The 13,168-nt window shown below is 65.0% G+C and carries 15 protein-coding genes; 6 read left to right on the top strand and 9 right to left on the bottom strand.

Features of this window, described 5'->3' with window-relative positions:
* Positions 1-23: 23 nt before the first annotated feature.
* The 6 genes from NLM15_RS28415 to NLM15_RS28390 all read right to left on the bottom strand — a co-directional run bounded on the left by NLM15_RS28415 (position 24) and on the right by NLM15_RS28390 (position 5,945).
* Positions 24-782, bottom strand: coding sequence for a proteasome-type protease (locus tag NLM15_RS28415; protein ID WP_254120914.1), 759 nt, complete (start codon positions 780-782; stop codon positions 24-26).
* An 83-nt stretch (positions 783-865) separates the two neighbouring features.
* Entirely contained in the window at positions 866-1,273 is a 408-nt protein-coding gene (locus tag NLM15_RS28410) for a carboxymuconolactone decarboxylase family protein (RefSeq protein ID WP_254120908.1), read from the bottom strand.
* 53 nt (positions 1,274-1,326) lie between these two features.
* Positions 1,327-2,526 carry an acyl-CoA dehydrogenase family protein gene (locus NLM15_RS28405; RefSeq protein ID WP_254120906.1) on the bottom strand — a complete coding sequence of 400 codons (1,200 nt, stop codon included), beginning with the start codon at positions 2,524-2,526 and terminating at the stop codon, positions 1,327-1,329.
* A 141-nt stretch (positions 2,527-2,667) separates the two neighbouring features.
* Positions 2,668-3,510, bottom strand: a complete 843-nt coding sequence (locus NLM15_RS28400; RefSeq protein WP_254124470.1) for a transglutaminase family protein — start codon at positions 3,508-3,510, stop codon at positions 2,668-2,670.
* A gap of 67 nt (positions 3,511-3,577) precedes the next feature.
* Positions 3,578-4,522, bottom strand: a complete 945-nt coding sequence (locus tag NLM15_RS28395) for an alpha-E domain-containing protein (protein WP_008143144.1) — start codon at positions 4,520-4,522, stop codon at positions 3,578-3,580.
* Positions 4,523-4,526: 4 nt separating this feature from the next.
* Positions 4,527-5,945: a circularly permuted type 2 ATP-grasp protein gene (locus NLM15_RS28390; protein ID WP_254120904.1), complete on the bottom strand. Its 1,419-nt coding sequence runs from the start codon at positions 5,943-5,945 to the stop codon at positions 4,527-4,529.
* Between the two features lie 221 nt (positions 5,946-6,166).
* On the opposite strand from NLM15_RS28390, the gene NLM15_RS28385 reads away from it, so the two are divergent.
* The 3 genes from NLM15_RS28385 (at position 6,167) to NLM15_RS28375 (ending at position 8,234) form a co-directional block, all read left to right on the top strand.
* Positions 6,167-6,904, top strand: a complete 738-nt coding sequence (locus NLM15_RS28385) for a molybdopterin-binding protein (RefSeq protein ID WP_254120902.1) — start codon at positions 6,167-6,169, stop codon at positions 6,902-6,904.
* Positions 6,905-6,938: 34 nt separating this feature from the next.
* The gene (gpt, locus tag NLM15_RS28380; protein WP_254120900.1) at positions 6,939-7,466 is read left to right on the top strand and encodes a xanthine phosphoribosyltransferase; all 528 of its coding nucleotides are present in this window, start codon (positions 6,939-6,941) and stop codon (positions 7,464-7,466) included.
* A 150-nt stretch (positions 7,467-7,616) separates the two neighbouring features.
* Positions 7,617-8,234, top strand: coding sequence for a hypothetical protein (locus NLM15_RS28375; protein ID WP_254120898.1), 618 nt, complete (start codon positions 7,617-7,619; stop codon positions 8,232-8,234).
* Here the strand turns inward: NLM15_RS28375 and NLM15_RS28370 are convergent.
* A complete protein-coding gene (locus NLM15_RS28370) occupies positions 8,231-8,461 on the bottom strand; it encodes a hypothetical protein (RefSeq protein WP_254124465.1) in 231 nt (76 codons plus the stop codon). The two genes, NLM15_RS28375 and NLM15_RS28370, sit on opposite strands and share 4 nt — an antisense overlap.
* Positions 8,461-9,483, bottom strand: coding sequence for a methionine synthase (locus tag NLM15_RS28365; RefSeq protein WP_254120896.1), 1,023 nt, complete (start codon positions 9,481-9,483; stop codon positions 8,461-8,463). The genes NLM15_RS28370 and NLM15_RS28365 overlap by 1 nt, the downstream gene beginning before the upstream one ends.
* Positions 9,484-9,628: 145 nt before the next feature.
* Between NLM15_RS28365 and NLM15_RS28360 the strand changes: the two genes are divergently transcribed.
* The 3 genes from NLM15_RS28360 to NLM15_RS28350 all read left to right on the top strand — a co-directional run bounded on the left by NLM15_RS28360 (position 9,629) and on the right by NLM15_RS28350 (position 12,050).
* A complete protein-coding gene (locus NLM15_RS28360) occupies positions 9,629-10,330 on the top strand; it encodes a glutathione S-transferase N-terminal domain-containing protein (protein ID WP_254120889.1) in 702 nt (233 codons plus the stop codon).
* A 134-nt stretch (positions 10,331-10,464) separates the two neighbouring features.
* Positions 10,465-11,073: a 2-hydroxychromene-2-carboxylate isomerase gene (locus tag NLM15_RS28355; protein WP_254120887.1), complete on the top strand. Its 609-nt coding sequence runs from the start codon at positions 10,465-10,467 to the stop codon at positions 11,071-11,073.
* Positions 11,073-12,050, top strand: coding sequence for an NADPH:quinone oxidoreductase family protein (locus tag NLM15_RS28350; protein WP_254120885.1), 978 nt, complete (start codon positions 11,073-11,075; stop codon positions 12,048-12,050). Before NLM15_RS28355 ends, NLM15_RS28350 begins: the two co-directional genes overlap by 1 nt.
* A gap of 97 nt (positions 12,051-12,147) precedes the next feature.
* On the opposite strand, the gene NLM15_RS28345 is transcribed toward NLM15_RS28350, so the two are convergent.
* The gene (locus NLM15_RS28345) at positions 12,148-13,038 is read right to left on the bottom strand and encodes a crotonase/enoyl-CoA hydratase family protein (protein ID WP_254124463.1); all 891 of its coding nucleotides are present in this window, start codon (positions 13,036-13,038) and stop codon (positions 12,148-12,150) included.
* Between the last annotated feature and the right edge of the window lie 130 nt (positions 13,039-13,168).

The raw sequence follows: 13,168 nt of genomic DNA, 5'->3' as shown, positions 1-13,168 counted from the left end.
GTTTCCTGCCTTTTCTCTTGCTGTCAGGTTTTGGGTTCTTTTTCGTTCTTGTAGGGCGGCCGCGGAATGTTCTGGTGCGCCGCGCGCAGCGCCGCCGACCAGCGCGAGCGCAGGTCGTGGAAATAGGGCTCGCCCGCCTCGATGCGGTGGTTGAGATCGGCATCGCAGGCGTCGGCGCGCACCACCAGCACGTCGATCGGCAGGCCGACGCCGAGATTGGAGCGCATGGTCGAGTCCATCGAGATCAGGCCGGTCTTCAGCGCCTCGTAGAGCTCGACGTCGTAATGCATGGCGCGGTCGAGCACCGGCTTGCCGTATTTGTGCTCGCCGATCTGCAGGTAAGGGGTGTCGGTGGTGCACTCGATGAAATTGCCTGCGGTGTAGACCATGAACAGGCGCATCCGCGCGCCCTTGATCTGGCCGCCGAACAGGAAGGAGACGTCGAAGGAGACGTCCTCGGATCGCAACGCCGGACCTTCGGTGGCGTGCACCGCGCGGATCGCCCGGCCGATGCGCTGGGCGGCCTGGAACATGGTCGGCGCGTTCATCAGCGTCTCGAGCTCGCCCGTGTTGGGGTCTTCCAGCCCTTCGGTCAGCGTCGACAGCACCGACTGGCTGATGGCGAGGTTGCCCGCGCTGGCGATCGCCATGATGCGGTCGCCGGGCTTGGAGAAGATGTGGAGCTTGCGGAAGGTCGAGACATTGTCGAGGCCGGCATTGGTGCGGGTGTCGGCGATCATGACGAGCCCGTCCCGAACCAGAATTCCGCAACAATAGGTCATTTCCAGTCCCCGAACGCGTTTGCGCGGAATTACTAGCCAATTTCGGGGGCCGCTCCAACCCCCGATTCCCCGGGGGCGGGACCTCAGTCAGCCGCATCGACCAGAAACGCCTCGTCGACGGGAACGCCGAGCGCCGTGACCAGCCGGTTCGTCTCCGCGGCCATGCCGACGATGGCGAGCAACTCGCCATATTCGGCCTCGGTCATGCCCTTGGCCCGTGCGCCGGCGGTGTGGGAATGGATGCAGTAGCTGCAGCCATGCGCGATCGAAACCGCAACATAGAGCATTTCCTTGACCTTGGGATCGAGCGCGCCCGGAGCCATCACCTCCTTGATGCTTTCCCAGGTCCGCCGCAGCGTCTTCGGATCATGCGCCAGCGCGCGCCAGAAATTGTTGACGAAGTCCGACTTCCGCACCTTGCGGATGTCGTCGAAAACGGCGCGCGCTTCAGGGGAGAGCTCATCGTCGGACAGCAGCTTTACGGTCGCCATGGGGGCCTCGCGGGATCAAATCTGATCCCGCGAGTGTAGCACGGCTCGCGTGGTCAACCGGCATGCCCGGCCGACCGGCGCAAGGCGAGCTTGCCGATGTCAACATATTGCCGTTGCTGCGCGTGAGCATGCTGCGCGCCGATGTGAAGATCGCGCAGGCGCCGCTGCAGCGGCGAGTCGTCGTAGACCGCGCCGCTTCCGGCCAGCGCAAAGCAGGCGTCCGCAATGCCGACGCAGGTGGTGGCGAGCCAGACCGCGGACCGGGCGCCCTCGATCATGACGTCATCGTCCTTCAGCGTTCCCGCCAGCGCGCGGCGCCAATGGCTGGCGACCTGAACCTCGTGGAAGGCCTGCGCGGCCCTGAGGCCGGCGGAAATCCGGCCGAGCTCGTACTGGAAGGTCTCGGACTCGCGCATCGGGGTGGCCGCATACAATTGCTGCTTCCCGGTATGGGCCAGCGCGAGCAGGTCATCGACGGTGCCCTCGGCCATGCTCACCGAGAATGCGCCATGCACGATCGGCAGCCATTGCCGCAGCGCCTGATAGAGCGGGCCCGACAGGCGCGGGGCGGCATCGATATCGAACAAATGTTCCTCGGGAACGATCCTTTCCCGCAGCGTGATGTGATGGCTGCCGGTACCCTCGAGGCCCGCGGCGTACCAGGTGTCCTCGATTTCCCAGTCGCGCACCGGCAGTGCGACGGCGCGAATTTGAGGCTTGCCCTGCGCCCCCGGGACCGGCTTGCCGTTTTCGGTGACGATGCAGAAGGCGCCGATCCAGTCGGCATGCGTGCAACCGCTCGCGAACGGCCAGCGGCCCTTGACGCGATAGCCGCCCTCCACGCGCTCCGCCGTCCCATTCGGCTGGGACGAGCCGCAGATCGCCACGTCAGGTCCGTCCTGATAGATCTGCCGGAATAATTCGGGGCGGGCCGCCGCGGCGATCAGGCTGCCGATTCCGGCGACGATCGAGATCCAGCCGATCGAGCCGTCAAGACGGGTCAGCGCCTTGATGACCTCGAGGCCGGCCGGAAAATCCAGCTCGAGCCCGCCCGCGCTCCGCGGCACGAACATCCGAAAGAGCCCGAGATATCTCAGCCGTTCCACGATGTCGGGCGGAACGCGGCGCGCAGCCTCGATCTCGGCGGCGCGGGCCCTGATCTCGGGCGCCAGCTCCTGGATGCCCGCAAGGATGTCCTCGTGGGGATCACGCAGTGGCACGGAATAGGTCTTGGTCTTTTCTTGAAGCCGCATCTGTCTCAACCTCTGTTGCGGAAACGGATCGCAACGGAGGTTGAAGGGACGGCGCTACGCCGTCGTTTCAGCGCGGTGATCGTCGATTACAGCTGTAACGCTGCGGCCTCGTTGGGCGGTGCGCCTTGCTGGGTTGTCGTCCTATGACTGCGTCTGGCTCTGCCACTGTCCGGGCCGGCCGGCCTGGTCGACCTTGACCGCCACCGTCAGCGTCTCCGCACCGCCGCCATAGCGGGTGCCGCGCACGGGAGCTGCGCCGAGATAGTCGAGCCCGATCGCGACGCGGACATGGGCGTCGGTGGTGCAGATGCAGTTGGCGGGATCGAAGCCGACCCAGCCGAGACCCTCGACGTAGGCTTCCGCCCAGGCATGGCCGGCATCCTGGTGCACCGTGCCGTCCGAGCGCAGGAAATGGCCGGAGACGAACCGTGCCGGCACGCCGCCGCTGCGGGCGCAGGCGATGAAGATATGCGCGTAGTCCTGGCAGACGCCGCGCTTGAGCGTGAACGCATCGGCCGCCGACGTGCCGCTGTTGGTCGGATCCTCGTCGAAGGTCATGTGATCGCTGATCTGCGTCATCAGCGTGTGCAGGAAGCCGAGCGTGTCGCTCTCGGCCTCGCTGCGCAACTGCCGCGCGACCGCCGTCATTGCGGGATTGACCCCGGTAAGGTCGGTGGCGCGCAAGAACATGCCGGCCGGAAAGCGCTCGTCGGCGCCGCGCAGCACGCCGCCGGTGTCGTGGGTCTCGATCAGGCCCTCGGCAGTGATCTTGATGTCGCCGACGGGGCCGCAGGACAGCACATGGGTGACGTTGCCGAAGGCGTCCTCATGGGTGTCGAGCCTGGTGTCGGTCGAGACGTCGATCTGCCACTCCGCCACATATTGCCCGTCATGGCTGCCGGGCGTCATGCGCAGGATCTGGATCACGCTGGTGGCCGGCGGCTCGTAGCGATAGGTCGTGGTGTGCTGGATTCGCAGGCGCATGGTGGACCGTTGTTCTTCCGTCGTCATTCCGGGCTTGCCCTGCGGGCGCCCGGGAATGACCGCAGTATCAGATCAAATACTGCTTCGTGATGATTTCGCCCAGCCTGGAATTGTCCGCGATGAATTCCTGAATGAATTCATGCACGCCGTGCTGGAAGATGTCGTTCATATTGCTGTGTTCCAGCCGGTTGCGGATGCCGCGGGCGTGGCGCTGGGCTGGGCCCTGGCGGCCATAGGCGACGCCGATCTGGTCGAGGTTGCGCGTGAGATTGTCGTAGCAGCTCGCCAGCGAACGCGGCAACGTGCCGTTGAGGATCAAGAGATCCGCGACCAGCCAGGGTTTCAGCGTCTCGCGATAGACCCAGTGATAGGCCGTCAGCGCCGAAACCGAACGTAGGATCGAGCTCCACTGGTAGAAGTCGAGCGGGCCGCCGACGTGCTCTTCCTCGGGCAGCAGCACGTGATACTTCACATCGAGGATGCGCGCGGTGTTGTCGGCGCGCTCCAGGTGCAGGCCGAGCCGCGAGAACCAGTAGGCGTCGTTGCGCAGCATGGTCCGGTAGGCCGAGCCGTCGAAGCGCAGCGAGGTCTCCTGCACGAAGCGCAGGAATTTTGCGAGATCCTCACGCGTTGAAGTGCCCTTGCTCCAGACCTCCTGCAATTCGATCCAGGCCGAGTTGATGGTGTCCCACATCTCGCTGGTGAGGGCTGTGCGCACCGAGCGCGAGTTCAGCCGCGCCGCCTCGATGCAGTTGCGGATCGAGGACGGGTTGTCGGCAGAGAAGGAGAGGTAGTCGACGACGTTGCGCTCATTGGCTTCCTCATATTGCTGATAGAAGCTGGTAGCGACGCCGGCGGTGAGCAGCGCCGAGTCCCATTCATTGGTCTTGCCGATATAGGCGGCGGGAAGCGCGGTGACGCGCAGCGTCGCATCGATGGTGCGCGCGAGGTACTCGGCCCGTTCGACATAGCGGGCGAGCCAGTAGAGGTTTTCGGCGGTACGCGACAGCATCTGACTACTCGTCCAGGATCCAGGTGTCTTTGGTGCCGCCGCCCTGGCTCGAATTCACCACCAGGGAGCCTTCCTTCAGCGCAACACGCGTCAGGCCGCCCGGCACGATGGTGGTACCCTTGCTGCCGGTGAGCACGAAGGGCCGCAGATCCACGTGGCGCGGCGCGAGGCCGGATGCCGTGCAGGTCGGGCAGGTTGAGAGCGCCAGCGTCGGCTGGGCAATGAAACCTTCGGGCTCGCGCTTGAGCTTCTCGCGGAAGGCTTCGATGGTCGCCTTCGTCGCGGCGGGGCCGATCAGCATGCCGTAGCCGCCGGAGCCGTGGACTTCCTTGACGACGAGCTCGCCGAGATTGTCCAGCACATAGGCGAGATCCTTCGGCTCGCGGCAGCGCCAGGTCGGCACGTTCTTCAGGATCGGCTCCTCGCCGAGGTAGAATTTCACGATGTCGGGCATGTAGGAATAGATCGCCTTGTCGTCGGCGATGCCGGTGCCGACCGCGTTGGCGAGCGTGATGTTGCCGGCCGCATAGGCCGACATCAGCCCGGGCACCCCGAGCACGGAGTCGGGGCGGAAGGTGAGGGGATCGAGGAAGTCGTCGTCGACACGGCGGTAGATCACGTCGATCCGCTTCACCCCCTCGGTCGTCCGCATGAACACTTCGTTGTTCTTGACGATGAGGTCGCGGCCCTCGACCAGCTCGATACCGAGCTTGTCGGCAAGGAAGGAGTGCTCGTAGTAGGCCGAGTTGTAGACGCCGGGCGTGAGCAGGGCGACGGTCGGCTCGCCCGAGGCGCTTTGCGGGGCAACCGAGCGCAGGGCGGAGAGCAGCTCGTCCGGATAGCGTTCGACCGGCGCCACCCTGTGGCGGGCGAACAGGTCTGGAAACAACCGCATCATGATCTCGCGGTTTTCCAGCATGTAGGACACACCCGACGGCGTGCGGGCATTGTCCTCCAGCACGATGAAGTCCTCGGCATCGACCCGGACGATGTCGATGCCGGCGATGTGCACGTAGACGTCGTGCGGCACCTGCTGGCCGTTCATCTCGGGGCGGAACACCGGGTTCTGGAAGATCAAATCGTCGGGCACGATCTCGGCGCGCAGGATGTCGCGGCCATGATAGATGTCGCGCAGGAACATGTTGAGCGCGCGCACGCGCTGCTTCAGGCCCTTCTCCAGCAGCGCCCATTCCTTGCCGGACATGATTCGCGGGATCACGTCGAAGGGGATCAGACGCTCGGTGGATTCGGAATCCCCATAGACCGCGAAGGTGATGCCGATGCGGCGAAACAGGAGCTCGGCCTCCTGGCGGCGATATTCGAGCGCCTCGGGAGGCGTCTCCTTGAGCCAGCGCGCCAGCTCCTGATAGGCGGGGCGAAGGTCCCCGCCGGGAATATTCATTTCATCAAACGCGACTGCCATAGATCCCGACTGTCTCTGTCGCCATGCGGCAAGAGTGCATGACTTTCATGTGGTAGCAAGGGGCGGGCCAGCGCGATAAGCATTGATGGAGGGCATTTGCCGGGGATGGCCGGGAGCTTGCCTGAAAAAATGGCTGAGGACTGCTTATTTCGGCAGCAAAACCGCGTGACTTCAACGCGTTACCTCGGCAAAGTCGGGCCGACAGGTGAGGGACTTGAGGTATGAGCGACATCGTCACGGCGGGCATTCTGGTCATCGGGGATGAAATCCTGTCCGGCCGGACCAAGGACAAGAATATCGGCTTCATCGCCGAATATCTGACCAATATCGGCATCGACCTGAAGGAAGTCCGGGTCGTCTCCGACGACGAGTCCGACATCATCGCCGCGTTGGATGCACTGCGGCATCGCTACACTTATGTCTTCACCACCGGCGGCATCGGACCGACCCATGACGACATCACCGCCGACAGCGTCGCCAAGGCGTTCGGCGTCGGCATCGACCATCATCCGGAGGTGGTCGCGCGATTCCGCGAGCGCTGGAGCGAGCAGGACCTCAACGAGGCCCGCCTGCGCATGGCCCGCATCCCCGATGGCGCCGAGCTGATCCAGAGCGCCACCATTCTCGCCCCCGGCTTCAAGATCGGCAACGTCATCGTGATGGCCGGCGTGCCCTCGATCATGCAGGCGATGATGGACATCGTCTCGCCCAAGCTGAAGTCGGGCGTGCGCATGCTCTCCGAATCGGTTCGCGCCAATGCGCGGGAGGGAGACATCGGCAGCCCGCTGCGTGCGATCGCCGCCGCCCATCCCGACACCATCATCGGCAGCTATCCGTTCATGGACGAAGAGCAGAAGCCGAACACCAATCTGGTGGTGCGCTCGCGCGACGCGGACAAGCTCGCATCCGCGATGGCCGCGGTGAAGGAAATGCTGGCGGGATTGAACATCACCCGCTAGCAAACTGCCCGCAGACCAATGGCAGGAGACGACAATGGCTGGTGAAGCACCGGAGCTGAATGCGCAGGAGAAGGCCGGCAGGGCCTTCCCGGTCTCGTGGGACCAGTTCCACCGGGACTGCCGGGCGCTGACCTGGCGCCTCAACGAGGTCGGTCCGTTCCATGCGGTGATCGCGATCACCCGCGGCGGGCTGGTGCCGGCCGCGATCGTGGCGCGCGAGCTCGGCGTGCGCGTGATCGATACGGTCTGCATCGCCAGCTACGACCACAACAAGCAGGGCGAGCTTCAGGTGCTCAAGGGCATCTCGGAGGCCGCGATGAAGCTCGGCAACGGCACTGGCAAAGGGCTTTTGATCGTCGACGACCTCGTCGACACCGGCAAGACCGGCAGGCTGGTGCGCGAGATGCTGCCGGATGCGCATTTCGCCACGGTCTATGCCAAGCCGATGGGACGCCCGCTGGTCGACACCTTCATCACCGAAGTGTCGCAGGACACATGGATCTTCTTCCCGTGGGACACCGCGCTGTCCTACCACCCGCCGCTGCGCGACGGGGCGGCGTAGTTCTTTGCCTCTCCCCGCACGCGGGGAGAGGCCGCGCCGAAGGCGCGGGTGAGGGGGACTCTCCGCGAGTCCGACTCTCACCGACCTTGCGGAGGCTCCCCCTCATCCCGACCTTCTCCCCGCAAGCGGGGAGAAGGAGAAGAGAGCCACATGCCCCTGCAAAACCGCGTCACGCCCACCGGCGACATCATCGCCACCCCGCACCGCGGCCTGTTCACCGGCAATCGCGGCATCATCCACGATCCCGCGACCAAGACGCTGCTGAAGAAGCGCTGGTCGACGCCGGCCTGGCTCACTTGCACTTGCGAATTCCGCGGCCGTCGCCGCGAGGTGATGGCACAGCGGAGCTGGACCGAGCTGTTCTTTCTCGATGAGGCCACCGCGCTCGCCGCCGGCCATCGCCCCTGCTTCTATTGCCGTCGTGACGACGCCAATCGCTTCCGGGCTGCGTGGGAGAAGGGCAACCGCGTGCATGACGTCCGCATGCACGACATCGACACGGTGCTGCACCACGAGCGGCTCGATCACGGCAAGAAGCGGCTGCATGCGCTGCTGGTGCCGCTCGACCAGCTTCCCGACGGCGCGATGGTGCTGCAGGCCGAGGAGAGCTTTCTGGTGACGCAGGGCAGGGCGCTGCTGTGGTCGCCAGCGGGTTATTCCGCGGTCGAGCGTCAATTCGGCGAAGCAACACTCCTGACGCCGCCCTCGACGCTGCGTACGCTGAACGCCGGCTATCAGCCCACGCTGCATCCGACGACGCTTTCCTAGCGCAGCGGCCGTCCCTGTTCGTCCACCGTCGTCCGCGCATCGCGCAGGGCCCATTCGCGGATCACCTGGCGGCAGCGGGTCAGCTCAGCCTCGCTCGCGGTGCCGGCCGCCTTCTCCGCGCGCTCCACCATCGCCTTGCAGTTCAGAAGCACGGAGCGATCCTCCGCGTGCGCGGGCAGCGCGAGCGCCGCAAGAGCGGCTGCGACGAGAAACGGGCGGATCACCATCACCCAAGCTTCTCGCGCGCCAGCGCGGCACCGGCGCCGAGCGCCATCAGCTTGGCTTCGGCGATCTCGCGCCGCATCGGCGCCATGCCGCAATTGGTGGTCGCGATGATGTTGCTCTTGGGCACGAACTTCGACACCGCGTCGATCACCTGCACGACGTCCTCGGCCGTCTCCACTGTGTCGCTGGCGACGTCGATGACGCCGGCCTGCACGATCTTGTTCTTCAAGAGGGAGAGCAGATCGAGCGGGACCTTCGAGTTGCGGCACTCGATGGCGACCTGCTGGATCGGGCTGGCGTCGATCGCCGGAAAGATCTGCTCATACTGCCGCCACTGCGCGCCGAGCGTTTCCTTCCAGTCGGTGTTGGCCTTGATGCCGTAGCCGTAGCAGATGTGAACGGCGGTGGCGCAGGTGAGGCCCTGCGCGGCGCGCTCCAGCGCCTTGATGCCCCAGTCGTTGACCTCGTCCATGTAGACGTTGAAGGCGGGCTCGTCGAACTGCACGAGATCGACGCCGTCGGCCTGCAGCGCCTTGGCTTCCTCGTTCAGGAGCTCGGCGAAGGCAAAGGCCATCTTGACGCGATCGCCATAGTAGCGATCTGCAATCGTGTCGATGATGGTCATCGGGCCGGGCAGGGTGAATTTGAGCTTCTTCTTCGTATGCGTCCGTGCAACGCCCGCCTCGAAGGCATGGACGCGGTCCTTGAGCCGGAGCGGCGCGACCACCTGCGGCACCATCGCCTTGTAGCGATCTTTCCGGATGCCCATCTCGACCTTGTGGGCGAAATCGATGCCCTCGATCTTCTCGAGGAAACCGTGCACGAAATGCTGGCGGGCCTGCTCGCCCTCGGTGACGATGTCGATGCCGGCGTCTTCCTGGATCTTCAGCCAGATCAGCGTCGCGTCGCGCTTGGCGCGGAGCAGCTCGTCACCTCCAGACTTCCAGGGCGCCCAGAGCATGTTGGGCTCGGCGAGCCATTCCGGCTTCGGCAAGGAGCCGGCGATCGTGGTTGGAAACAGCATGGCGGCCCTCCCGGCAGGTTGAGTTGCGCCCCTTCCTGCCATGTCCTAACGTCGAGGTACAGAACAACGAAAGTCGCTCTCTATTCCAGCGGCGGCGACAGGGAAGGCCCAGGAAAGGGCCAGCGGAAAGGCCAAGGGAAAGGTCATGATCGACCTCTATTATGCGCCGACGCCGAATGGCTGGAAAATCTCGATCATGCTGGAGGAACTCGGGCTTCCCTACACGGTGAAGCCGGTCAATATCCGCGCTGGCGAGCAGTTCACCCCCGAGTTTCTGGCGATCTCCCCGAACAACCGCATTCCCGCGATCGTCGATCATGATCCCGCCGATGGCGGCGCGCCGTTCTCGGCGTTCGAGACCGGCGCGATCCTGATTTATCTCGCGGAGAAGACCGGCCGTTTCTTGCCCACCGATCTGCGCGGCCGCTCCACCACCATCCAGTGGGTGATGTGGCAGATGGCGGGCCTTGGGCCGATGCTCGGCCAGCACGGCCATTTCGCGCTCTATGCAGCGGAAAAGATTCCTTATGCGATTGAGCGCTATCGCGACGAGGCCGCGCGGCTCTATGGCGTGCTCGATCGGCAGTTGGCCAGGACCGGCGCCTATGTCGCCGGCGACTATTCCATCGCCGACATCGCCTGCTTCCCCTGGACCATGACCCACAAGGCGCAGGGCTTTACGCTCGACGACCATCCGAACGTGAAACGCTGGTACGCCGAAATGCGGGCAAGGCCGCAAGTGCAGGCGGGCCTGGCGATCGGCAAGTTCGTGAAAGAGCCGTTCGACGAGGAATCACGCAAGATCATGTTCGGTCAGCGTGCGAAGGAAGTATTGGGAAAGACATAGGTCCTCACTCCTCATGGTGAGGAGCGCCGTAGGCGCGTCTCGAACCATGAAGGCCCGACTTTCACCGCGGCCATCCTTCGAGACGGCCGCTACGCGGCCTCCTCAGGATGAGGTCCGTCATAAAAGGAAACGCCATGATCGAATTCTTCTTCGACTGCTCCAGCCCCTGGACCTATCTCGCCTTCCACAACATCCAGCCGCTCGCCAGGGAGGTCGGCGCCGAGATCGTCTGGAGGCCGATCCTGGTCGGCGGCATCTTCAACACGGTCAATCCGAGTGTCTATGCGCAGCGTGAGACACCGGTGCCGCTGAAGGCGCGCTACATGAAGAAGGACCTCGGTGACTGGGCGCGCTCGGCAGGGCTCGCGATCAAGATGCCGCCGACGGTGTTTCCCGTGAACAGCGTGAAAGCCATGCGCGGCTGCATCTGGCTCGGCAAGGACATGGTGCCGTTCGCCACCGCCGTGTTCGAGGCGTATTGGGGCGAGGACAAGGACATCTCGCAGGACGCCGTGCTCGCCGGGATCTGCAAGAAGGTCGGCATCGACGAGCCAAAATTCTTCGCCGGTATCTCTGAGCAGGCAATCAAGGATCAGCTCAAGGCCAACACGGAAGAGGTCGTCGCCCGCGGCGGGTTCGGCTCGCCGACCATATTCGTCAACAAGACCGACATGTATTTCGGCAATGACCGCCTGCCGCTGATCCGCGAGGCACTGATGCGCAGCAAGGCGAGCGCGGCCTGATGGTGCGGGCTGTCGTCTGCCGCGCGCTCGGCGCGCCCGAAACACTGCGACTGGAAGAATTTCCGTCGCACGCCCTGAAGCCGGGCGAGGTGCGTGTCGCGATCCGCGCCGCTGGCCTAAACTTTCCTGACGTGCTGATGGCGGCCGGCGAGTACCAGCTCAAGCCGGAGCTGCCGTTCACCCCCGGCATGGAGGCCGCCGGTGACGTCACCGAGGTGGGCGCGGAGGCAAGCGGCGTTGCCGTCGGCGACAAGGTCATCGTGAAGATGCGCCATGGCGCCTTCACCGACGAAGCCGTGGTGACGCCCGCGCAACTCACGCCGATGCCGTCGACCTTCGACTACGCGGAAGCCGCGACCTATCTCGCCGGCCACGGCACCGCCTATCATGCGCTGATCGATCGCGGCCGGGTCGAGCCGGGCGAGGTGCTGCTGGTGCACGGCGCCGGCGGCGGCGTCGGCCTAGCCGCGGTCGAGATCGGCAAGATGCTCGGTGCGACCGTGATCGCGACCGCGTCCAGCGACGAGAAGCTGGCCATCGCGAAATCGCGCGGCGCCGATCATCTCGTGCGCTACGACCGCGAGCCGTTCCGCGATGCCGTCAAGCGGATCACCGACGGCCGCGGCGCGGATGTCGTGTTCGATCCCGTCGGCGGCGAGGTGTTCGAGAATTCGATGCGCTGCATCGCCTGGGGCGCGCGGCTGCTGGTGATCGGCTTTACCGGCGGGATCGGCTCGGCCAAGACCAACCTCCTGCTGATCAAGGGGGCCAGCGTGTTAGGGGTGCGCGCGGGAGAAGCCGTGCGGAAAAATCCTGATCTCGGCGAGGTGCGCCTGAAGGCGCTGCTCGCATGGGCGGAGGAGGGCAAGCTGCGCCCCAACGTCTCGCATCGCCTGCCGCTGGAGGATTATGCGAAGGCGATGCGGCTGTTGCTCGAGCGCAAGGCGATCGGGCGTGTGGCGCTGGTGATGGAGTGACCTCCATCACTGTCATTCCGGGGCGCCCGAAGGGCGAACCCGGAATCTCGAGATCCCGGGTTCGATGCTTCGCATCGCCCCGGGATGACGCTTCGCGTCACTTGTACTCCCGCTCCGTCCACCACGGGAAATAGTCCGGCATGTCGCTCGACACCTTGTTCTTGAACTGCGCCGGCCGCTTCTCCAGGAACGACACCACGCCTTCCTTCACATCGTCGGAGCGGCCGCGGGCGTAGATGCCGCGGCTGTCAACCTTGTGGGCTTCCATGGGATCGTCGGCGCCCATCATGCGCCACATCATCTGGCGGATCAGCGCGACCGACACCGGTGCGGTCTTCGCCGCGAACTCCTTGGCGAGAGCGCGTGCGGTCGGCAAGAGATCATCGGGGGCGACGACCTTGCTGACGAGGCGGCCGGCGAGCGCTTCCTGCGCCGGGAAGACGCGGCCCGAATAACACCATTCCAGCGCCTGCGCGATGCCGACGATGCGCGGCAGGAACCAGCTCGAGGCGGCCTCGGGCACGATGCCGCGCTGGGAGAACACGAAGCCGAACCGTGCGGCGTCCGAGGCAATGCGGATGTCCATCGCGAGCTGCATGGTGACGCCGATGCCGACGGCAGGGCCGTTGATCGCGGCGATCACGGGCTTCAGGCATTTGAAGATACGCAGGGTCACCTGGCCGCCGCCGTCGCGCACCTGCGGATCGCTGTAGTCGACCTTGCCGTCGGCGAAGCGTTTTACGGGCCCGCGCCGCGCGTCGCGGTCGAACGTATCGGCGCCCGACGACAAATCGGCGCCCGCGCAAAAACCGCGGCCGGCGCCTGTGACGATGATGGCCCGCACGTTGTCGTCCTTGTCGGCGGCGTCGAACGCGTCGATCAGCTCGGCCTGCATCTGCGCATTGAAGGCGTTGAGCTTGTCGGGCCGATTCAGCGTGATGGTGAGGATCTGCTCGGCGACCTCGTATTTGATCGTCTCATACGCCATGGGGTTTCCTTCCTTCTTGAACGCAGTCTCGTTGAAGACGTCATGCATGCACGCCGCCGTCCGTCTTGCGCGGACTGGGCATGTCGTCTCTCCTGAGTATCCAAACGACAATGGCCGGGGCAAGCCCGGC

Origin of the sequence: Bradyrhizobium sp. CCGB20 (assembly GCF_024199855.1) — a bacterium.
GTDB lineage: Bacteria > Pseudomonadota > Alphaproteobacteria > Rhizobiales > Xanthobacteraceae > Bradyrhizobium.
This window is presented reverse-complemented; position numbering and strand designations above follow the sequence as displayed.